Here is a 20,679-nt window from a genome sequence, read left to right on the forward strand (position 1 = left end):
GTACCGAGGAGTCACCGGCCCATGAACACCCCGAGCGAGGACTACCACGCACTGCTCGCACGGCATGACGCGATGCGGCTGCGACGACGCATCCTGGCCCCGGAAGGCAGCCGTGCCGAACGGTGGAGCGCCGAGGCCCCGCAGGCGTACGACGGTTCGGCCGACCAGCTGCTGATCAGCGACTCGCTGGCGCTGGTGAGCCCGCTGGAGGAGCTGGTCGCCGAACTGTACCGGCTGCTCTTCGAGCGGCATCCGTATCTGCGGTCGTTGTTCCCCGAGTCGATGGCGTTCCAGCAGGTCCATCTCGTAGGCGTCTTCCGCTATCTGATCAGCAATCTGCACCATACGGAAGAGATGATCGGAGTCTTCGGACAGTTGGGGCGGGACCATCGCAAGCTCGGTGTGCGCCCGGCGCATTTCGAGGCTTTCGAGGCGGCGCTGCTGGAGGCTCTGCGCGTGCGCGCGGGCGCCCGGTGGACCCGTGCGCTGGAGCACGCCTGGCTGCGGATGCTGCGGCTGGCCGTCTCGGCGATGGTCAGGGGCGCCGACGAGGCGATCGCCGAGCCGCCCAGCTGGGACGCGACGGTGACCTCGCACGAACTGCGCGCGCCCGATCTCGCGGTACTGCGGGTGCGACCGCACCAGCCCTACCCCTTCGAGGCCGGGCAGTACGCGTCCCTGGAGTCGCCGCTGCTGGAACAGGCCTGGCGTTCCTACTATCTGGCCCGCGCACCGCATCCGGACGGCGAACTGGAGTTTCATGTACGGGCCCGGGGCGCGGGCGGGGTGAGCGATGCGCTGGTGCACGGTACGCGGGAGGGCGGCACCGTCCGTCTCAGTGCTCCGCGAGGGGCGCTGGCCCTGCCGGAGCGCCTTCCATCCGCCGACATCCTGCTGATCGCCTCCGGTACGGGCTGGGCTCCGATGAAGGCGCTGCTCCAGCGGATCGACACCGACCGTTCCCGTACGCACCGGGTACGGCTGCTCCTCGGTCTCACCGCGCCCGAGGAGAGCGCGGCAGCCGGAGAGCTGTACGACGGGGCGTACCTGGAGGCGTTCCGGCGCGGACGCCCCTGGCTCACCGTCGTCGCGGCCGAGGCCGCGGATGCCCGCTTCGCCGGTGCCGGGATACGGGCCCTGAACGGCGCGACGCCCTCGTACCGCGGAGCCGCCGCCCGGCAGCACGCCTTTCTGTCCCTGGCCCCCGAGGCTCCCGAGGCCTCCGCTGCCGGGTTCGCGCGGGACGTCTCGGCGCGCCTGGCCGCCACCGGAGTTCCGGCCGCGCACATCCATTGCGAGACCAACGGCATCGTCGCGGTCACAGAAGCGTCTGCCAGTACGGCCAGAACCGGGTTGCTATCAGCATGACGATGCCCAGGCACCAGGTCACCGGCACCACGTGAGGGAACTCCAGCACCGCCGCGACCAGGGCGCGCGGGGCGGGCAGCACACCGTGGCGCAGGTTGTGCACCGTGGTGTGCCAGAACATGAAGACGGTGGCCATCCACACGAGCACGCACCACAGGCAGAGGGCGCCTATGTCGTACAGCGCCTGCGTCATCAGCCACATGCAGAAGACAACCCCGGACAGCGTGCCGGCGTTCAGCCCCAGCCAGTACCAGCGCCGATAGCGCGCACCCGCGAGCAGGCCCACGCCGGCCCCCATCACCACTCCGAAGGCGACCAGCCCGATGAGCGGGTTGGGAAAGCCGAAGACCGCCGCCTGTTCACTGCGCATCACACTCGTGCAGGACACCACGGGGCTCAGTGAGCAGGCGGGCACGAAGCCGGGATCGGCGAGCAGTTCGAACTTGTCGACCGTGATGACGAACGAGCCGAGCAGCCCGAGCGCGGCGGTGATCACCAACAGCCACGCGAAGCCCCGCCGTGCCCCGGCGCACTCCCGCTCGTACCCCGTGCCGGACACCTCGGCGCAGACCCGGTCCTCGGCCTCGGCCGCTTCCTCCTCCGTCCCCGCCCCGCGCTCCGCCAGTTTCATGCCCGCCCCCGTACGGACCCGTCCGGCCAGACGACCTCCACCCGGATTCCTCGCGCACGCGCGAAGGCGACCAGATGTGCGGTGGCGTCCCGGCCGTCCGACGGCGATCCGTCCCACACGGCGAGCACGGTGCCGCACGTCTGCACCAGACGCTCATCGGCGCTGACACACGCGTCGCGGTCGGCCGGGTCGAAGGCCAGCAGCCGTACCTGCTCGGCCAGGACCAGCAGTTCGCCCGCGGCCGGCCGGTCCCGCTCGGGCAGCACGGCGGGAACGGCGCCCTGCGCGGGCAGCAGCACGGTCAGTTTCCGCCCGGCCTCCCGCGCGGCCCTCCCGAACACCAGCGGCAGCCCTGCCCCGACGCGTACCAGGGCGGCCGCCCCCTCCGCCAAGCGGTCCAACCGCGCTCTCAGTTCAGCCTCCACCAGTTCCAGGGTTCTGTTGCTGAGGTCCCTGTGCCCGACGACTGCGATCACCACGTTTCCCTCCTGCGCGCATCCGCACCGTCCAACCGTCCGCACGCCGCGGCCCCGCACGGGTGCCGAATACCCGGACCCGCCTGCGCATGCGACGCACTGCAGTGAACCGATCGCGGGTCCGACGCCGCTAGGGCCGATCGGCCCTGTCAGCGGGGACGACGCCACACGGCGTACCCGTGCGGCATGCGGGCGGAGCGGGAGAACCGGGGGACCACCGGTTCGGGCCGGGGCGCGTGACGTGATGACAGGTTCCGGGGCCGGGCCCCGGCGGGCCGGCCGGCATGATCGCGCCGTCGGGACACACGCCCCGCAATACCCGCCGGGATATGCGCACGAACCCGACAGCGACGACCGCGCGCACCCGGCGGCGGGCCGATGCCGGAACGGCGTGTTCTATGGTGTCGTTGACCTCCCCAGGAAGAGCAGGCGTCCATGAAGCGAGTACCGGAGCGGGCGGCGTCCACGGCCGCGCTGCGTGGTGTGCTCGCGCTGCTGGTGCTCACGGTGGGTCTGCTGTGCCTGTTCGCCCGCGCGGCGCAGCACCACGCGGCCCCTTCCGATGGGATGTCGCTGTCCCGGATGGCCGAGGCCGCGGCTGTGCCCGCGGCCCAGGACACGGCGCCGTGCGGGAAGAGGCCGGCGGTGAGCGAGTCCTCCGCGCGCCGTACCGACCCCGCTCGGCAGCTGGTTCCGGCCCTCGGTCCGCCGGAGCCCGGGGCCCGTCATGTACGTCCGGCACCCCGCTCGGACCTCTCGTTCCCCAACGGGCCGGCGCCACCGCCTCCGGCGGCTCGCTCCTCCGTCCTGCGGATGTAGGCCGGACCTCGCGGTCACGTCCTGCTGTTCCCCACCGGAAACGGAGTTCTTACCCATGTCCTCTTCCCGGCGTTCCTTCGGCCGGGCGGGCGAGGCGCTGCGTGCGTGGCGGACGAGGCAATGGTGTGTGGCGGGCGTCGGAGCCCTGGCCACGGCCGTCGTCGTCGGCGCGCCCACCGATGTGGTGCCCAATCCGCTGTTCGGCCGTTCCGTCCCTGTGCAGTGGTGGAACTACCCCGCCCTGGCCCTCACCTCGGTCCTGGCCGGCATCGTGCTGAGCACGTATGCCCGCCGGCCGGACACCCCACCCGCCGCCCGGCCCTCCGGCCCGGAGAGCCGACTGGGCGCGGTGGGCGGGGTGCTGTCGTTCTTCGCCGTGGGCTGCCCGGTCTGCAACAAGCTCGTCCTGCTGCTCCTGGGGAGCTCGGGGGCCCTGAGTTATTGGGCCCCCGTGCAGCCACTGCTGGCCCTCGTCTCGGTCGCCCTGCTCGCCGAAGCGGCACTGCGGCGTCTCTCCAGCCAGGCCGAGTGCCCGGTCACGGTCTCCGCCTGATCCTGCGGCTCCGCCCGCCCTCCCCCTGATCCTCCTCACCCTTCCGGAGGCATTCCACGGCTGATCAGGTCACGAGGGTGTGCGGTCCGAGGCGGGGCGGGCACACTCGGACCGTGAACCGACGCGCGAAGATTGCCCTCCGATGTGCGGTCGCCGCCGCCGTACTGACCGGCCTGGCCGGGCCGGGCCCGGCGGCGTACGCCCAGGACCGTGCCGCCGTGTCCGTCCCGTGTGTCCCGGACCGGGCGGCCCGTCTGAACGAAGCGGTCAGGACCGCCAACGCGCAGCCGTCCGTGTCCTGGACGGTCACCCTCCAGGCCGGCTGCGCGTACACCCTCACGCGGCCCTTCGGCGGTGTGAACGGTCTGGAGCCGGTCACAGGACACCTGCGTATCACCTCCGACGGTCCCGGCAGGGCCGTGATCGCACGCAGCCATGACGCCGGGACACCGGATTTCCGGGTCATGGAGGTGGAGACCGGCGGGCGTCTCGTCCTGGACCGCATCACCCTCGGCAACGGCGCGGTCGGCAGCGGCGCCGGCATCTTCAACAATTTCGGCACGCTGACCCTCAACCACAGTGCGCTCACCGGCAACAGGGCCAAGGAATTCGGGGGCGGGATCTTCAACAACGGCGAGCGAGCCGTCACCACCCTGAACCACAGCACGGTGCGCGACGGGTCCTCGTTGTTCGGAGGCGCAGGTGCCTTCAACAACGGCGGACGGCTGAACCTCAACGACAGCACCGTCACCGGGAACCACGCCACCGACGGCGTCGGCGGCGGGATCCTCAACAACGGCAGTCTCAGCCGGCTCCGTCTGCACCGCACCACCGTCTCCGCCAACGAGGCGGGCCGGACCGCCGGTGGGCTCCTCAACTCCGGCAGCCTCACCACCTACCGCTCCTCCATCACCCACAACCTGCCCAACAACTGCACCGGCTCCACCACCCCCGTTCCCGGCTGCGCCGACTGACACCCCCGCGCACGGCCCGGTCCGGTGCGCGGGGGGCTGTCGGTGCCCCTGGGCTCCGGCACTACCTCCGCGACGCTGCTTCACCGGCCGTCGGGTGACCGCAGTGGAACAGCGGCGCACGGGTGTCGAAGGGGATGTCCTCCCGGGCGTCCTCGACGGCGGCCATGGAGGAGGGAAGGTCGAACGGAAGGGTTCCGGACAGCGGGGCCCGGCCGAGAGCCGCGTCGAGAACCACGTCATCGGCGGCGCCGAACTCACCGATGAGGAAGGCGGCCCGGCCGGTCAGCGGGGTGAGGACCGCGGGGCGGTCGAGGTGGACGGCGACGCAGGTGGGTACGGAGGCGGCGAGGGAGCGCAGGCGCTCCGCCTCCACGGTCGGGAAATCCAGTGAGCCGCTGTGGAAGAACTGTTCCAGGAATCCCTCGCGCTTCTCGTACGGTGCGGCGATCCGGAGAACGGCGACGTCGGCGTCCCCGGGCCGCTCCACGACGGTGCCGTACCGGGCGGCCACCGCCGGATCGATTCCCTCGACGTACAGCCGCTGCCCGGTGACGGGACGGCCGGAGAGGTGGACCAGTGAGCGCCGCTGGACTCTGCGGCCCTGCTCGCGGCCGGCCGCGTCACCGACCAGTTCGGCCGCGGCGTCCGGGTCCGCATAGGGGTCCTCGAAGAGGCCGAGGCGGAACTTGTCGCGCAGGATGCGCCGGGCGGATTCGTCGATCCTCGCCTCGCTGACCGCGCCCGAGTGAACGGCTGCCAGGATCAGCCCGGGGTCGGTCTCGCCGCCGAGCTGGTCGGCACCGGCGTCCAGGGTCAGCACGACCTGCTCGGCCACCGACAGCTCCTCGACGCCCCAGTGACGGGGCGGGAAGGCGGTGACGCCGGGGAGCTCGGTGCCCGTGATCGCGTTGAAGTCGGTGCAGACCACACCGTCGAAGCCGTACCTGCCGCGCAGCAGACCGGTGATGACGTCCCGGTTGAAGTTGGCACCGACCTCGGACAGGCCCGCGCCCGAGGGGATCGCGTACGCGGGCATGATCTGGGCGGTGCCGGCCCGGAAGGCGGCCTCGAAGGGAAGCAGGTGGTGCTCGAACGCGCCGCCCGGGTAGACCAGCCGGCGGCCCGCGGCGAAGTGCGAGTCCTCGCCGTGCGCCTGGGGGCCGCCGCCGGGAAAATGCTTGGTCATGCAGGCCACGCTGTCGGGGCCGACCGCCTCGCCCTGGAGGCCTCGGATGTATGCGGTGATCATGCGGCACGCGCGGTCGGCGTCCTCGCCGAAGGTGCCGCTGATCCGGGCCCATCGCGGTTCGGTGGCCAGGTCGGCCATCGGGTGGATGGCGAGCCGGATCCCGACGGCCCGCAGTTCACGGCCGATCAGGGCCGCGTACCCCTCCACCAGGGCCGGATCGTCGGTGGCCGCGAGTCCGATCGGTTCCGGTCCGGCGCTGAAGCCGCCGCCGGTGTGCGTGGTGGCGGGGTTGGCGGTGAAGCCGTGCCGGGGGTCGGAGGCGAGGGTGACCGGGATACCGAGGCGTTCGGCGGCGGCGAGATCCTGGACGTGGTTGTTCCACTCGGCCATCGCGCGGGCGTCGGGGACGGCCATCATCGCGAAGGCGGTCAGACCGCGTCCGGCGATCAGGTCGGCGCCGGTCGGGATGCCGTTCCCGGGCAGGGCCGGGCGGGCGTTCCCGGGCAGCATCCGGCCGTGGCACATCAGGGCGGCCTTCTCGGCCAGGGTCATCCGGTTCACCAGGTCGTCGACGCGTTCCCCGACCGGCAGCCGGGGGTCTTCGTAGGGCTCCATGGTGCCGTTGTGGTTGAGATCGCGAAACGGCGTTCCGTCGTGGTGGCGCAGCAGGGTCAGCATGCGACGGCCCCGGCGGCGGCCTTGGCACGGAAGGCGTCCAGGGTGGAGGGGGAGGTTCCGCAGTCGGCCAGGAAGGCGGCGGCGCCCTGCCGGTCACGGACGAGTTCGAGGAAGACGGTCATCGCCTCGGCGGGGGCCTCCAGCAGCGGGGCGGGAGCCAGCTCGCGGGCGTTGAGGGCGGCGGGGTCGGTGGGGTGGCGCTCGGCGAGGTTGGCGGAGATCTGGGTCAGGGCTTCGGACGTACGGGCGTAGTCGGCGACGATCGCCTCGGCCGGGACGCCGAGCAGTTCGAGCAGCAGCGCGGTGATCAGGCCGGTGCGGTCCTTGCCGGCGGCGCAGTGCAGCAGGACACCGCCGGGGCGGGCGGCTGCCTCGACCGCGGCGGTGACGGCGTGAGGTGCCTGCTCGGCCATCAGGAGGTAGAAGGCGCCGAGATCCGCGGCGGTGGTCATGGTCCCCATGGCCGCCATGACGGCGTCGGTGGTGGGATCCATCCGGGCGGCTATGACGTCGATCCCCGCGGCCTCGGCGGCGGCCCAGTCGGCGGGTTCGCTCTCGACGGCGCCCCGCAGGTCGACGACGGTGCGGATGCCGTGGTCGCACAGCTGGGCGACCGTGGCGTGGTCGGCGCGGGGGGAGGGCTGGGCCGAGCGGTAGAGCACGCCCGGACGGATCCATGAGCCGTGAGGATCGGTGGCGAGTGCGGGGTCGCGGAAGTTGACCAGGGACATGAACAAACCTTTCATGACAAATAGCCGGTAAGGAAGATGGGGGTAGCGGGAGAGGGCGTCGGCGCGGGATGAGCGCGGGAGGGCCGGTCAGCGGCCGGGGCGCAGGACTTCCCGGTACGCCTCGGCCCACGCGGTCAGCCGGCCGGTCTCCGAGTCGACCAGCAGATGGCGCTGGAGCATGCCGCTGAGCATCGCTCCGAGCGCCCAGGGGCGCAGATCCGTCTGCGGGTCGGCGCCGATCCGTTCGGCGGCGATGAGGGAGGCCTGCCGGCCGAACGTGTCGACCAGGATGAGGGCGTAGTCGCGCACCGAGCGCACCTCCAGCAGGTCACGGCGCAGCCTGCGGCGCCGTGCGGTGTGCTCGGCGGACTCCTCCAGGCGGCCGTCGGAGACGGCCATCGCGTGACTGAGCGCCTCCCAGAGACCGAGGTCCGCCGGTGCTTCGGCGAAGGCGTCGAGGATGACCTGGCCGAACGCCCTGCCGAAGAGCAGGGCCTCCTTCGTCGCGTAGTAGCGGAAGAAGGTGCGGTGGGCGACGTCCGCCCGTCGGCAGATCTGGTCGACCGTCGTGTGTTCGAAGCCCTGCTCCTCGAAGAGGTCGAGCGCCGCCGTGCGGATGGCCTCACGGGTGCGCGCCTTCTTCCGGTCGCGCATTCCCAGTTCCGTCAGGGGGCCCGTGTCCTGCATCGGTCTGTTGCTCCTTGTCGTGTGCCCGTCGCCGGGCGGCGGTCGTGACGGTACGTCGTATGCCGCCACGAGCAGTACCGAACCATGCCCGGCAAGGCCCGCTCAAGGCACGCGCCAACTCTTGGGCAGCTGGTCACGGGCTGTTTGCACAACTGCCATTTGGCAGTACTGCCAGTTCCGAAATGGTGTGGGCGGCGGCAGCCCCGCGCTGCCGTTCCCACCCCTTGTTCCGAGAAACCCGAGGAATCATGAAGCGGCACACGCACCTGCTCGCGGCCTCCGCCTGCGCGCTCACTCTCGCCCTGACCGCCGGTGCCTGCACGGCTTCCGACAGCGCGGTGTCCGGCGACGGCTCCACCGGGGCGGCCCCCGCCGAGGGGCCCGCGGTCGACGGCGGCACGCTCACGGTGGGCCTGGACCGCCCCTTCACCAAGCTCGACCCGGCCGACGGCACGCTGACCTCGATGCCGATGATGATCCTGGCCAACGCGCTGTACGACCCGCTGATGATCAACGGCGACGACGGCGTCGTGGAGCCCTATCTGGCCGAGGCGTTCACCCCTGACGCGGACGCCACCGGCTGGACCCTGAAGCTGCGCGAGGGGGTGAGGTTCAGCGATGGCGAACCGCTGGACGCCCAGGCCGTCGTCGACCATGTGAAGCGCCTCGCGAAGCCGGAGAGCACCTGCACCTGCGCCGCCGACGCCGCCTCCATCGGCGCCATCGAGGCGAACGGCCCCACCACCGTCGACTTCACCCTCAAGGCCCCCAACGCCAACTTCCCCAGCCTCTTCACCCGCTCCCTCGGCTACGTCTCCCAGGCCCCCGCCGGAACGGCACCGGTGGTCGGATCCGGTCCGTACACCGTGGAGAGCGTCCAGCCCGGCGTCTCGGTCACCGTGGCCCGCAACCCCGCCTACTGGGGCGACAAGGGCCACGCCGACAAGATCGTCTACAAGGTGCTGCCGGACTCCGACAGCCGCTACCAGTCCCTTCGCTCCGGCGACGCGGACCTGATCTGGACCGAGACCCCGGCCCAGCTCAAGCAGGCCGGCGGCGCCGGTCTGCGCGCCGCCACCGGGCCCGGTTCCACATCCACCGTCCTGTTCAACACCAAGGCCGCGCCCTTCGACGACCCGCGCGTGCGCCGGGCGCTCCAGCACGCCGTCGACCGCGAGGCGATGGAGAAGGTCGTCTTCCTCGGCCAGGGAAAGCCCTCCGACGGCCCGATCGGCTCCCACTCCCCCTACCGCGCCGCGAACGCCGCGAGCGCCTCTCCGGCCCACGATCCGGCGAAGGCCCGTGCCCTGCTCGCGGAGGCCGGCCACCCGGATCTCTCCTTCGAGTACCTGGTCGACAACCGGCCCGAGGGCCAGCAGCGCGCCACCGTACTGCAGCAGATGTTCGCCGAGGCCGGGGTGCGGATGACCATCAAGCCGATGGACGCCGCGGGTCTGAACACCGCGATGTTCCAGCGCAAGTTCCAGGTGCTGGACTTCGTCACGAGCATGTTCGGTGACACCGACACCGCGCTGAACAGCCTCTACACCGCCAACTCGCCCTACAACTTCATGGGTTACAGCAGCCCGGAGGTGAACAAGGCGATCGCGGCCGGGCGGGCGGAGCCGGACGCCGCCGAGCGCGGCACCGCCTACAACGAGGCGGCCAGGACGATCACCGCGGATGCGCCGATGCTCTTCCTCACCGAGAACCGGACCGGCTTCCTCGCCACGGCCGGCGTCGGCGGCCTGCCCGACCTGTCCCGGCGTACCGTCATCAGCCTGTCCCCGGCCGGCCTGTGGGTGAAGAAGTGACCCTTCGGATCCTCGGCGCGGCAGCGCCACTGGGCCGGGCCGTCGCCGTACTCCTGCTGGTCACGCTCGCCGCGCTCACCCTGCCGCACCTGATGCCCGGCTCCCCGGCGCTCGCCGCGCTCGGGCCCACCGCCACCCCTGAGCAGGTCACCGCGTACGAGGCGCGGCTGGGGCTGGACGAGAATGTGATGTCAGCCACCTGGCGCTGGCTCGGCGACGCCCTGCACGGCGACCTCGGGCGGTCCCTGAGCACCGGCACCCCCGTCACCGGCGAGCTCGCGGACCGGATCCCGGTCACGCTCGAACTCTTCGTCGCCGCCCAGCTGGTGGCGCTCTGCGTCGCCGTTCCGGTGGCACTGTTCTCGGCCTGGCGGCCGGACGGCCCGGTGGACCGGATCGCCACCGCCGGAGCCTTCGTCTGGCTCGCCGTACCCGGCTTCGTCCTCGGCCTGCTGCTGATCTGGATCGCCGCCGTCCAGCTGCGGATCCTGCCCGCGACGGGCTGGACACCGTTCGGCGAGGACCCGCTCGGCAATCTGCGGCATCTGGTGCTGCCCGCGCTCACCCTGGGCCTCACCGAGGCCGCCGTCTTCACCCGCACGCTGCGCGGACAACTGCTCGACACCCTCGGCCAGACGTACATCTCCGCCGCCCGCAGCCGCGGCATGGGCACGGCACGGCTGATGCTGAGGCGGGCGCTGCGGCCGTCCTCGCTGCCGCTGGTCACCCTGATCGGCATCGGTGTCGGGACCTCGCTCGGCGGATCGGTGCTGGTCGAGACGTTGTTCGGGGTCCCGGGCGTCGGCAGCCTCGCGGCCGGCGCCATCAACGCCCGCGACTTCCCCGTCATCCAGGCCGTCACCGTGATCAGCGCCGCCGCCGTCGTCGCCGCCACGCTCGCGGTGGACCTGCTCTACCGCACGCTCGACCCGAGGATCGCCCATGGCCACCGCTGACACCGCCCTGGCGAAGCCCGCCGCCACCGCTCCCGCCCGCCCGGCCCGGCGGCGGCCCGCGGCGGGGGTGCTCGTCGCCGGCGCATGGCTGAGCGCCATCGCGCTCGCGGCACTGGTACTGCCGCTGCTGCCCGGATTCGACCCCCTGCACGGCGACTTCGCCGCTCCTTCCGCACCGCCGGGCCCCGGTCACTGGCTGGGCACCGACGCCTCGGGCCGCGATGTCCTCCAGCGCACCATCGCCGGGGCCCGCGCCTCCTTCGCGGTCGCCGGGCTGACCATCACGGTCGGTCTGCTCGGCGGTGGCGCGCTGGGGCTGGCCGCCGGCTGGTTCCGCGGCCCGGTCGACCGGGCCATCGGATTCGCCACCGACGTACTGATGTCCGTGCCCACGCTGATCCTCGTGATGATCGTGGTCTCGCTGCGCGGACCCAGCCTGCTCGTGATCGGCACGCTGATCGGCGTGTTCACCGTTCCGCACTTCACCCGGGTGGTGCGCGCCGTGGTGCTCTCGCTCAGCGAGCGCGGCTTCGTCCAGGCCGCCCGGATGATCGGCACCGCGCCGCTGCGCGTGCTGCGCCGCGAGATCGTCCCGCATGTCGCGTCGGCCTCCCTGGCCTTCGCCTTCACCGCGACCACGGTCGCCATCGTCGCCGAGGGGTCCCTCAGCTTCCTCGGCTTCGGACTGCGCCCGCCGGAGCCGTCCTGGGGCGGAGTCATCGCCGAGGGCCGCACCATGCTCGGCAGCGCTCCCTGGATCTCGCTCGCCCCGGCCGCAGTGCTCTGTCTCACCGTCCTGGCCCTCAACTACCTCGGCGAACAGCTGCGTTCGCCCGACCGGAAGGGAGCCCGCTCATGACCGCCCCGACCCCCATGCCGAGCGACGCGACGGATCCCGGCACCCGCGCCGCCCCGGTGCTGGACGTCCGCTCGCTCGACACCACGCTGCACACCCCCGACGGCCGGGCGCTGCACATCCTGCACGGGGTCGGCCTCACCATCGACGCGGGCGAATGCCTCGGGGTGGTCGGTGAGTCCGGCTCCGGCAAGTCGGTCCTCGCCCGCACGGTGCTCGGTGTCCACCCGCGCACCACCACCGTCAGCACCACCGGGCGGGTGCTCCTGCACGGCGAGGACCTGCTCGCCGCCTCCCCCGTACGGCGCTCCGAACTCCTCGGCACCGGCGTCGCCATGGTCCACCAGGACCCGATGACCTCGCTCAACCCCGTCGTACGGATCGCCGACCAGGTCACCGAATCGATCACCAACCGGCGACGCCTCTCCCGCCGCGCCCGCCATGAGCAGGCCACCGGACTCCTCGCCGCCGTCGACGTCCCCGACCCGGCCCGGCGCGCCCGCGCCTACCCGCACGAGCTCTCCGGCGGTCTGCGCCAGCGCGTCGGCATCGCCGCGGCCCTGGCCGGCTCCCCGGCACTCCTGCTCGCCGACGAACCCACCACCGCGCTCGATGTCACCGTCCAGCGCACCGTGCTGGACCTGCTCGACCGCCACCGCGAGACCCGCGGCCTGGCCACCCTGCTCATCACCCACGACATCGGCCTGCTCTACGGACGGGCGCGGAGGGTCGCGGTCATGTACGGCGGCCGGATCGTCGAGACCGGCCCCACCGAGGCCGTCACCGAGCGCCCCGCCCACCCCTACACCGCCGCGCTGCTGCGCTCGGTCCCCCGCGTCACCGGCCCGCTGCGGCGCACCCTGCCGGCCATCCCCGGCACTCCGCCGGACCTCTCACGACCGGCGGCCGGCTGCCCGTTCGCGCCGCGCTGCGAGCGTGCCGAGGCCGTCTGCACCACGACCGCCCCGCCCGTTCACCCGGCAGGTCCCGGCCACACGGCCACCTGCCACTTCCCTCTGACCAGGCCGGAGAACGCCGTATGACCGCTGTCCTGCACGCCACCGGACTCTCGGTGATCCACCGCACCCGCTCGGGACCGCTGCACGCCGTCAGCGACGTCGACCTGACGCTGCACGAACGCCGCACCCTCGCCCTGGTCGGCGAGTCCGGCTCCGGCAAGAGCAGCATCGCCAAAGCCCTGCTCCGTCTGCCCCCGCCCACCGCCGGCACCGTCACCCTCGCCGGTACCGACCTCGCCACCCTGAGGCCCCGTGCGCTGCGCGCCCTGCGCCCCCGGATACAGATGGTCTTCCAGGACCCGCTCTCCTCGCTCAACCCGCGGCGCCAGGTCAGCGACCTGGTCGCCGAACCGCTCGACGCCCACCCCGACGCGGCTCGCGACCGCGCGGCCGTCATCGAGCGACAGCTCAACGCGGTGGGACTGCCGCCCGCCCTGTTCGGCGACCGCCGGCCGGGCCAGCTCTCCGGCGGCCAGGCCCAGCGCGTCGCCATCGCCAGGGCGCTCGCCGCCGAACCCCAGGTGCTCATCGCCGACGAAGCCGTCTCCGCCCTCGACGTCTCCGCCCAGGCCACGGTGCTCAACCTGCTCCGCAGGCTCACCGAGGAACGCGGCCTGGCAAGCCTGTTCATCTCCCACGACCTCGGCGTCGTACGGGCGGTCAGCGACGACGTCGCCGTACTCCAGCTCGGCCGGCTCTGCGAGCAGGGCCCCACCGAAGAGGTCCTCGCGGCCCCGGCCCATCCCTACACCGCCGCGCTGCTCGCCGCCGTCCCCGAGCCCGGCCGTCCCCTCGGTGACACCGGGCTGCTTCCCACCGACCCGCCGTCCCCGCTCGACCCGCCCTCCGGCTGCCGCTTCCGCACCCGCTGCCCGCTCGCCGACGCCCGTTGCGCCGACGAGACACCTGCCCTGCGCGAGATCGCCCCGCACCGAACGGTTGCCTGCCACCGGCCTCTGATCACCCCGGCACACCACCAACACCTCGCGCTCCCACCGCTGCCATGCCGTCCGGCCCCGGAGCGTCCGGCTGACGGACCGTGCGGGAACAGGCGGCCCGGAGCGCCGGGAGGAGCGGCCGGCGGCCTGGCGGGCACTGTGAGGCCGCGGCACGGCCGCGCGCTGGACAGCGCGCGGTGCGGAGCGCGGTGGTGCGGAGCGCGGTGGTGCGCGGTGCGGTGGTGCGCGGTGCGGTGGTGCGCGGTGCGGTGCGGTGCCTGAAAATGCTCCGTCGCCGCCGGTGCCCTGCTCCGATTCCGTACTACGGCGGAGGGTCGCGCCTGTCACCACGGATCACGACCAGTTCCTCCTCGCGTTGTCCGGCCTTGATGACCCCGCGTTCCTCCAGCAGCGCGATACGGCGTTTCATGACCGGCCCGAAGGGCACCGTCCGCCGAGCCACCACCGCGGCCTTCAGACCTCCCCTGCGCAGCAGTTCCACCGTGGGCTCCACCCCGCACACATCGGAGTGCACGATGAGCAGCATGCCGCCGTCGGCGAGCATCCCGGGAGCCCTGGCACACAGAGGGTCCAGCAGCGCCCGTCCGTCCCGCGCGGCGTCCCAGGCCCTGGCCGCTCCGCTCCGGGGAAGCTCCTGCCGGGGGGACGGTACGTACGGTGGGTTGGCGAGTATCACGTCGAACTGCCGGTGGGCGGGGAGCGTCAGCGCGTTCCTGCGTTCGACCCGGACCGGAAGCCGGCGCACCCGGGTGTTGAACCGCGTCGTGAGCGTGGCACGGCGCGAGATGTCCACGGCCGTGACGTGCCCCGCGCCCACGCCGGCGGCGGCGATGGCCAGCGCGCCGGTGCCTGTGCACATGTCCAGCACGCGTGCCCCGAAGGGAACTCCCGCGTCACGCAGCGTCTGGGCCAGCAACCAGGTATCGGCCTGAGGCCGGTAGACACCAGGAGGTCTCAGTAACCACACGGCACAATCCGCACATCGAAAGTACCGCCCTCTCCCATGTCAGATCTCATCGGTGCGCTCACGGAGATCATGGGAGCGCGTGAAGAGGAAGATTCCGTACTGCCATTCCTCGTCGATCCACTCCGCGCTCAGATCGAGACCGCGCGAGGTGACATCGGACACGAACTGCTCGCGCCGGAACTTGTAAGAAAGCCCTACGTTGAGTGAATCCCCGCGCCTCAGGTTCAGTTCAAGATTCAATGCACGGAGCGCGACGAAATGGTCTTCCGTCGCGTAGACCCGGGCCTCGACGGCAGAGGTTTCGGGGTCGAAGTGCGCCCGCACCTGGAAATTCCGGGAGTCGAAATTACCGTCGAAGCGCCGATTCAGATGATCCAGATGATTGAACCGGAATCTCGTGAACACCGACCGGCCGACGGGATCGTTGTACGCGGCTTCAAGTGTCCGGGTCGACTTCAGGAGATCTACCGATACCAGGAATCCATCGCCGGGCCGAAGCGTACCGACGATCTCGGACAGCAGTCCGTCCAGCTCTGCCGGTGGCATATTCCCGAGATTGCTTCCGAGGAATGACACCACCACCGGCTCCGGCTCGCTCTCCCGCAGCCAGGCCAGCCCGGCCTCGTACCGGCCCCACAGACCCCGCACGCTCAGGGAGGGAAGCGCGGCGGCCAGGTCCCGCCCGCTGGTCTCCAGCATCTCGCGGCTGACGTCGATCGGCAGGTAGGACGTCGGGCGGCGAGCGGCACAGGCCGCCAACAACAAACGGGTCTTCTTGGCGCTTCCGCTGCCCAGTTCGGCGATCGACCCGCATCCGATCAGGTCGGCCATTTCTTCGGCGTGACGCTTCAGCAGCCCGAACTCGACGCGAGTGAGATAGTAATCGGGCAGCTCGGTGATCAACTCGAACAGATCCGACCCGAGAGCGTCGTACCCGAAATGAGCCGGAATCCGCGGCGGCTCCTCCCCGAGGCCGGCCAGGAGAGCCGACCGGTCATCCCAAAATGCGGCACCCTTGTCAACCGCCACGATGTCGACTCGACTCAGCACTGCAACGCCCTCCTGGCTCCCCGGACCGGCTTGCCCGATCAGCAGCCGTGGTCCCATGCCTGCCGTGCGCGCTCCGATCAAACAGGATGCATAGGCCGTCGATGTTCCGGCCGCCCCCGTGGATTCTGCCACTGCCCAAGAGAGCGCAAACCGCCGCGTCCCGCGAATTCACCGTCCGGCTTCGGGGCGGTGCGGAATTCGACCATGGAACGAGTACTCGGTCATCGACGCGCAGCCGATTGCTCGTGGGAGGAGTCGACGCCCACTCATGTCCTCGCACGCGTGGGCGCACCGGGGCCCGGCTTCAGAGGAGGTCCTTGCGCATCAGGGGGCACATCGTTTCGTAGCGCCGCACCGACCCGTCCCGGGCCTGCTCGTCCCACGCGTCCGGCTGCCGGTCGAACGCGACATAGCCCAGTCGTTCGTACAGCACCCGCGCCCGGGGGTTGCTCTCCTCCACGCCGAGTTCGGCGTGCCGCAGTCCCCGGGCCCTGATGCGTTGCTCCGCGGCGCCGACGAGGAAGGTGCCGATCCCGCACGACTGCAGTGCGGGATGCACCGCGAGCTGCCACAGAGTGCCGACCCCCCGCTTGACCGCGTAGTCGACACCGCCCTTCGCCACGGGGATGTCCGTATCGGGGCAGACCGCCAGGTAGTCGACCTCTCCGAGCCGTACGCGCGCCAACTGTTCGGCGACGACGGCCAAATGGTGTGCGGACCCCGACCACCCGCACGACGCCAGGTCGGCGGGCACCATGTCACGCGCCGACAGCCGCAACTCCACGCTGAACATCCTCAGGTCTCCCCCGTCGTACGTCGGTCGGTTCCGGCAACAGCAAGGCTCCGGGCGACTCCGATCGCAGGCTGCCCCGCTCCGGAATCCGTCATCTCCCCGACCATGGTCCGATGCGGCCGGCGGGCACGCACCGGCGGGTGCCCGTTCGTTCGGGGCAGCCGCTTCCGGTCATGTCACTGATCGCTCAGCCGCGCCAGCAGGGCCGGGTGGCCGGCCAGGGCCTTCTGGAGCAGTTCTCCGGCGAAGGGCGCGTACTGGCCGCTGTCGGCGGCCTCCCAGCCGATCGGGCCGAAGGGCGGCTCCGGGTCGTACTCGATGAACAGCTGCACCATCCGCGCGACCTTGTCGCCGGCGAGGCGGCCGACGAGGTGCAGTGCCATGTCGATGCCCGCCGAGACCCCCGCGGCGGTGATGACGTGCCCGTCCTCGACCCAGCGCCGGGTGACCGGGGTGGCCCCGAACCTGGCGAGGAGGTCGCGGTACATCCAGTGCGTGGTGGCCCGGCGGCCCTCCAGGAGACCGGCCGCCGCGAGCAGCAGCGAGCCGGTGCACACGGAGCCGACGACCTGGGAACGCGCCGCGGTCTCGCGCAGGTTCCGCAGCAGGTTCTCGTCGGCCATCGCGGCGAGGGTGGGAACGAGTCCACCGGGCACGATCATCGCGTGCGGATCCGCCATCCCGTCGAAGGTGTGACTGGGCACGAGGGACAGCGGGGTGTCGCTCGCCATCGGCTCGATCCGCTCACCGACCACGACGGTGCGGTAGCCGGGAACGAGATCGCCCAGCGCCGCGAAGACCTGGAGCGGGCCGACGATGTCCAGCGGAGTGATCCCGGGGTACAGCACGAACGCGATGGTCTTCGTCGGGTCCTCGGTCGGCGTGGGCGAAGCTGCGGGCGAGGTCTCGGTCATGACAGGGCTCCTGGATGCGGGCGGTCGGGCGGCGGATGCCGGGCGGCCGGCTGCCGCCCGGCAAGCCTCGCCCGGTGTCGACGCCCCGGACGGACGGCTCCGGGCTCCTGTCCGGATTTCTGGGATACCTGTCCTCCGGACGCATTCGCTAAGGACTTTCCCGTAATCCCTGGCGGGCGCACGACGACAGCTACGGCACCTCGGCGCGAGCCCGCGCTACGAGGTCCGCCTGGTCACCCCGGAGGGCCGCCCGGTGCGCTGCTCCTCCGGTCTGGTCCTGGGCTCGCAGGCGGACCTGGAACGTGCTCTCGGCCCGGTCGACACCCTGCTGGTGGTCGGCGGACCGGGCCATGCCGCGGCGGCGCGGAACGCCCGGCTGGTCCAGGACGTACGCCGCCTGGCGGGTCTCGGCCGTCGGGTCGCGTCGGTGTGCACGGGCGACAGCGTCCTGGCGGCGGCGGGCCTGCTCGACGGCCGGCGCGCCGCCCCTCCCGTCGCCTGCCGGCCGGCGGTGCGAACCGAAGGCGCGGCCTACGCGGAGAGTGCGGCGGGTTCGCCGAGCCGGGCGGCGGCCGTACGCCACGCCGTGGTCACCGCGCTCCGGGCCCGCGTCGTCCGCGTGGCGCGGTCGCCGCTCAGTTCCAGCGAGGCCCCCACGTGGACGTGCAGGCCGGGCCGGCGCAGCGGTGCCGTGGCCAGCCCGGCGAGCTGCTTCGCCACGCTCCCCGAGGTGACGCGGCGGGCGCCGGCCTGGCCCACGGGCACGACGGGGGCACCGGTGCGCTCGGTGAGCCGGGCCAGGCCGCTGTGGAAGGTGCCCGGGGCCGCCTCCGCCGCGTCCGTGCGGCGGGGCAGGCCGCCTTCGGCGTAGATGAGGATCAGCCTGCCGCGCGCGAGAGCCTCGGCCGCCGAGTCGATCGCGGCCGCGGCCCGCCGGTCCCGGCGGAACACGGGGATGTGCCCCTCACGGGCGAGGGCCCGGCCGAGCAGGGGAACGCGCCACAGTCCGGCCGCCGCCATGACGACGGGCTCGGCGCCCAGGCGGTACAGGGCGGCGAGCACGATGGCGGGGTCGGCGAGCGAGGTGTGGTTCGCGACGATGATGCTGCCCGGCGTGAGATCGGTGCCGGAGTCGGTGGTCACCGACAGGCGGCCGACGCCCGGCGCCAGGATCCCGGCGATACGGCTGAGCATGTGTGGTCTCCGTCTTCGACGATGGTGTTCCTCATCGTCGGCGGCGGAAGGCGCTGGGGCGTGAGTCGTCGTACTCATCTTCCCGGCCGACGTGGCGGGATCCCGTTCCTGGCCCGGAGGACGTCGGCCATGGACTCCTCGCGCCATCGCTTCAGGAGTTCGTGGAAGGCGTGGGCGCCGTGGGGGTAGGCGATCGGGCCGTTCGGCCGGCCGCGCCCTTCGCGGTTGTAATAGCCGGGAGTGCACTCGGCGTGGAACCACTCGTGGTCGGGAGCGCCCTCGGCCAGGACGGCGAGCCAGGCGTCCTCGGCCTCGCGGGACGGTTCGATGAGCGCGCCCCCGGCTTCGGCCGCCGCGACGAGGGCGGCGGCGTGGACTGCCTGCTCGTCCAGGATGTGCGTGAAGTTGACGCTGCTGGCGTTCTGGAGGGTCCCCATCTGGATCAGGTTCGGGAAGCCGTCGCTGGTGAAGCCGTGCAGAGTGCGCGGGCCCCGTCGCGCCCAGGTGTGCAGCAGCTGGGTGCCGCCGCGGCCGTGGACGGGGAGCTTGCCGGAGTGGATGCCGGAGGTGCCGACGGAGAACCCCGTGGCGAAGATCAGGCAGTCGAGCTCATAGAAGGTGTCGCCGACCACGACGCCGTGTTCGGTGATGCGCTCGATGCCATGGGTGTCCGCGGTGTCGACCAGGGTGACGTTGTCGCGGTTGAACGCCGGATAGTACGTGTCGGAGAAGGTGGGGCGCTTGCAGGCGTACCGGTACCAGGGTTTGAGCTTCTCCGCCGTGTCCGGGTCGGTGACGGCCTGTTCGACGCGGGTGCGGAGTTCGTTCATCTTGGCCGCGTCGGCCGCCTCGTACGCGGCTTCGAAGGCCTTCCGGTCGCCCTGCCGGCGGAAGCTCGGCAGGAGCTTCTCCAGGAGGTGGGCCGACATGGTCCAGCGGTCCGCCACGAGATCCTGTTCGGCCGTCTCGCCGGAGACGATCCGCAGATAGTTCTCACGGCGTTCTCGCGCCCAGCCGTCGTGGTCGGCGCCGACGTCCCGGGCGGTGGTACGGCAGTTGGCACGCACGTCCACGGTGGAGGGGGTGCGCTGGAAGACGTAGACGTGCCCGGCGTCCTCGGCCAGCATGGGTATGGCCTGGACGCCGGTGGCCCCGGTGCCGACGACGCCCACCCGTTTCCGCGCGAGGCCGGTCATGCCTCCGTCCGGAGTGCCGCCGGTGTAGGCGTAGTCCCACCGGGACGTGTGGAAGGTGTGGCCCCGGAAGTCCTCGATGCCGGGTATCCCGGGGAGCTTCGGCTCGGAGAGCGTGCCGGTGGCCGTGACGACGTACACGGCCCGGAACGCGTCGCCGCGGTCGGTGGAGACGATCCACGTCCCGGATGCCTCGTCCCAGGCGAGTGAGGTGACCGCGGTGGAGAACAGCGCGTCGGAGTAGAGGGTGAACTCCCTTGCGATCCGCATCGCGTGGCGGCGTATCTCCTCACCGGGAGAGTACTTCCACTCCGGAACGTACCCGGTCTCGTCGAGCATCGGCAGGTACACGTGCGACTCGATGTCGCAGTGGATGCCCGGGTACCGGTTCCAGTACCACGTGCCCCCGAAGTCACCGCCCTTCTCCACGATCCGGACGCGCTCCACGCCCCGCTGCCGCATCCGCGCCCCGGCGAGGATGCCGCCGAATCCACCGCCGACCACCGCGACGTCGACGATGTCGTGCAGCGGCTCCCGCCCGGTGGGCTCCCCCGCGTACGGATCGGCGGCGTAGTAGCCGAACTCGGCGTCGGTGTCGCGGTATTGGCGGGCGCCGTCGGGCCGTACACGCCGTTCACGTTCGAGGCGGTACCGCTCCCTCAGCGCGGCGGGTCCGTCGGGGGCCGGCGCTTGAGAGGTTGTCACGTGGGGGGACCTCGATCCTGTCGACCGGGCCGCCCCGGACGGAGCGGCCGTCCGCTACGGTAGCAACTACCGGACAACAGTGTCCGGTTGACGCATGGGTGCACACAGCGCTCGCCCGGAGTCCGTCCGCGCCCCGGGCTTCAGGCGCGGGCC

At 71.9% G+C, this 20,679-nt stretch carries 20 protein-coding genes and 1 pseudogene; 10 read left to right on the forward strand and 11 right to left on the reverse strand.

Annotation, left to right across the window (positions count from 1 at the left end; all coding sequences use genetic code 11):
* Nucleotides 1–21 precede the first annotated feature (21 nt).
* Complete coding sequence (locus ACIGJO_RS12010; protein WP_399955885.1) at nucleotides 22–1,368, forward strand: globin domain-containing protein; 1,347 nt, start codon at nucleotides 22–24, stop codon at nucleotides 1,366–1,368.
* Here the strand turns inward: ACIGJO_RS12010 and ACIGJO_RS12015 are convergent.
* Nucleotides 1,319–1,999, reverse strand: coding sequence for a vitamin K epoxide reductase family protein (locus tag ACIGJO_RS12015; RefSeq protein ID WP_399955888.1), 681 nt, complete (start codon nucleotides 1,997–1,999; stop codon nucleotides 1,319–1,321). The genes ACIGJO_RS12010 and ACIGJO_RS12015 overlap by 50 nt on opposite strands.
* Nucleotides 1,996–2,475 carry a hypothetical protein gene (locus tag ACIGJO_RS12020; RefSeq protein WP_399956916.1) on the reverse strand — a complete coding sequence of 160 codons (480 nt, stop codon included), beginning with the start codon at nucleotides 2,473–2,475 and terminating at the stop codon, nucleotides 1,996–1,998. Before ACIGJO_RS12020 ends, ACIGJO_RS12015 begins: the two co-directional genes overlap by 4 nt.
* A 435-nt stretch (nucleotides 2,476–2,910) precedes the next feature.
* On the opposite strand from ACIGJO_RS12020, the gene ACIGJO_RS12025 reads away from it, so the two are divergent.
* From ACIGJO_RS12025 to ACIGJO_RS12035, 3 genes are all read left to right on the forward strand, one after another.
* Nucleotides 2,911–3,294, forward strand: a complete 384-nt coding sequence (locus tag ACIGJO_RS12025; RefSeq protein WP_399955891.1) for a hypothetical protein — start codon at nucleotides 2,911–2,913, stop codon at nucleotides 3,292–3,294.
* A gap of 55 nt (nucleotides 3,295–3,349) precedes the next feature.
* Nucleotides 3,350–3,847, forward strand: coding sequence for a hypothetical protein (locus tag ACIGJO_RS12030; RefSeq protein ID WP_399955893.1), 498 nt, complete (start codon nucleotides 3,350–3,352; stop codon nucleotides 3,845–3,847).
* Between the two features lie 113 nt (nucleotides 3,848–3,960).
* Nucleotides 3,961–4,821: a hypothetical protein gene (locus tag ACIGJO_RS12035; protein ID WP_399955896.1), complete on the forward strand. Its 861-nt coding sequence runs from the start codon at nucleotides 3,961–3,963 to the stop codon at nucleotides 4,819–4,821.
* A gap of 61 nt (nucleotides 4,822–4,882) precedes the next feature.
* On the opposite strand, the gene ACIGJO_RS12040 is transcribed toward ACIGJO_RS12035, so the two are convergent.
* From ACIGJO_RS12040 to ACIGJO_RS12050, 3 genes are all read right to left on the reverse strand, one after another.
* A complete protein-coding gene (locus tag ACIGJO_RS12040) occupies nucleotides 4,883–6,688 on the reverse strand; it encodes a glycoside hydrolase family 3 protein (protein WP_399955899.1) in 1,806 nt (601 codons plus the stop codon).
* Nucleotides 6,682–7,419, reverse strand: a complete 738-nt coding sequence (locus ACIGJO_RS12045; protein WP_399955903.1) for a tyrosine-protein phosphatase — start codon at nucleotides 7,417–7,419, stop codon at nucleotides 6,682–6,684. Before ACIGJO_RS12045 ends, ACIGJO_RS12040 begins: the two co-directional genes overlap by 7 nt.
* A gap of 87 nt (nucleotides 7,420–7,506) precedes the next feature.
* Nucleotides 7,507–8,106 (reverse strand): TetR family transcriptional regulator, encoded by a 600-nt coding sequence (locus ACIGJO_RS12050; protein ID WP_399955906.1) that lies wholly within the window; start codon nucleotides 8,104–8,106, stop codon nucleotides 7,507–7,509.
* 248 nt (nucleotides 8,107–8,354) lie between these two features.
* Here ACIGJO_RS12050 and ACIGJO_RS12055 point away from each other — a divergent pair, with 248 nt between their 5' ends.
* Genes ACIGJO_RS12055 through ACIGJO_RS12075 form a run of 5 tightly spaced genes read left to right on the forward strand, consistent with a single transcriptional unit; the run spans nucleotide 8,355 to nucleotide 13,971 of the window.
* Nucleotides 8,355–9,920 (forward strand): ABC transporter substrate-binding protein, encoded by a 1,566-nt coding sequence (locus ACIGJO_RS12055; RefSeq protein ID WP_399955909.1) that lies wholly within the window; start codon nucleotides 8,355–8,357, stop codon nucleotides 9,918–9,920.
* Nucleotides 9,917–10,876 (forward strand): ABC transporter permease, encoded by a 960-nt coding sequence (locus tag ACIGJO_RS12060; RefSeq protein ID WP_399955912.1) that lies wholly within the window; start codon nucleotides 9,917–9,919, stop codon nucleotides 10,874–10,876. Before ACIGJO_RS12055 ends, ACIGJO_RS12060 begins: the two co-directional genes overlap by 4 nt.
* Nucleotides 10,863–11,735: an ABC transporter permease gene (locus ACIGJO_RS12065; protein WP_399955915.1), complete on the forward strand. Its 873-nt coding sequence runs from the start codon at nucleotides 10,863–10,865 to the stop codon at nucleotides 11,733–11,735. Before ACIGJO_RS12060 ends, ACIGJO_RS12065 begins: the two co-directional genes overlap by 14 nt.
* A complete protein-coding gene (locus ACIGJO_RS12070; RefSeq protein WP_399955918.1) occupies nucleotides 11,732–12,775 on the forward strand; it encodes an ABC transporter ATP-binding protein in 1,044 nt (347 codons plus the stop codon). Before ACIGJO_RS12065 ends, ACIGJO_RS12070 begins: the two co-directional genes overlap by 4 nt.
* On the forward strand, nucleotides 12,772–13,971 hold the full coding sequence (locus ACIGJO_RS12075; RefSeq protein WP_399955922.1) for an ABC transporter ATP-binding protein: 1,200 nt from the start codon (nucleotides 12,772–12,774) through the stop codon (nucleotides 13,969–13,971). The genes ACIGJO_RS12070 and ACIGJO_RS12075 overlap by 4 nt, the downstream gene beginning before the upstream one ends.
* Before the next feature lie 40 nt (nucleotides 13,972–14,011).
* Here the strand turns inward: ACIGJO_RS12075 and ACIGJO_RS12080 are convergent, their stop codons facing one another.
* The 4 genes from ACIGJO_RS12080 to ACIGJO_RS12095 all read right to left on the reverse strand — a co-directional run bounded on the left by ACIGJO_RS12080 (nucleotide 14,012) and on the right by ACIGJO_RS12095 (nucleotide 17,434).
* A complete protein-coding gene (locus ACIGJO_RS12080; protein ID WP_399955925.1) occupies nucleotides 14,012–14,677 on the reverse strand; it encodes a HemK2/MTQ2 family protein methyltransferase in 666 nt (221 codons plus the stop codon).
* A 39-nt stretch (nucleotides 14,678–14,716) separates the two neighbouring features.
* Nucleotides 14,717–15,706 carry an L-histidine N(alpha)-methyltransferase gene (locus ACIGJO_RS12085; RefSeq protein WP_399955929.1) on the reverse strand — a complete coding sequence of 330 codons (990 nt, stop codon included), beginning with the start codon at nucleotides 15,704–15,706 and terminating at the stop codon, nucleotides 14,717–14,719.
* Between the two features lie 325 nt (nucleotides 15,707–16,031).
* Nucleotides 16,032–16,520 carry a GNAT family N-acetyltransferase gene (locus ACIGJO_RS12090; protein WP_399955932.1) on the reverse strand — a complete coding sequence of 163 codons (489 nt, stop codon included), beginning with the start codon at nucleotides 16,518–16,520 and terminating at the stop codon, nucleotides 16,032–16,034.
* A gap of 176 nt (nucleotides 16,521–16,696) precedes the next feature.
* Entirely contained in the window at nucleotides 16,697–17,434 is a 738-nt protein-coding gene (locus ACIGJO_RS12095) for a DJ-1/PfpI family protein (protein ID WP_399955935.1), read from the reverse strand.
* A gap of 253 nt (nucleotides 17,435–17,687) precedes the next feature.
* On the opposite strand from ACIGJO_RS12095, the pseudogene ACIGJO_RS12100 reads away from it, so the two are divergent.
* Nucleotides 17,688–17,972: pseudogene (locus ACIGJO_RS12100) on the forward strand (DJ-1/PfpI family protein); the annotation flags it as partial.
* Here ACIGJO_RS12100 and ACIGJO_RS12105 read toward each other — a convergent pair.
* Together ACIGJO_RS12105 and ACIGJO_RS12110 are read right to left on the reverse strand one after the other, a co-directional pair.
* A complete protein-coding gene (locus ACIGJO_RS12105; RefSeq protein WP_399955938.1) occupies nucleotides 17,966–18,628 on the reverse strand; it encodes a lysophospholipid acyltransferase family protein in 663 nt (220 codons plus the stop codon). The pseudogene ACIGJO_RS12100 and the gene ACIGJO_RS12105 sit on opposite strands and share 7 nt — an antisense overlap.
* Nucleotides 18,629–18,702: 74 nt before the next feature.
* Nucleotides 18,703–20,526: a flavin-containing monooxygenase gene (locus ACIGJO_RS12110; protein WP_399955941.1), complete on the reverse strand. Its 1,824-nt coding sequence runs from the start codon at nucleotides 20,524–20,526 to the stop codon at nucleotides 18,703–18,705.
* Between the last annotated feature and the right edge of the window lie 153 nt (nucleotides 20,527–20,679).

The sequence above is a fragment of the Streptomyces sp. NPDC079020 genome (assembly GCF_044542225.1).
Lineage (GTDB): Bacteria > Actinomycetota > Actinomycetes > Streptomycetales > Streptomycetaceae > Streptomyces.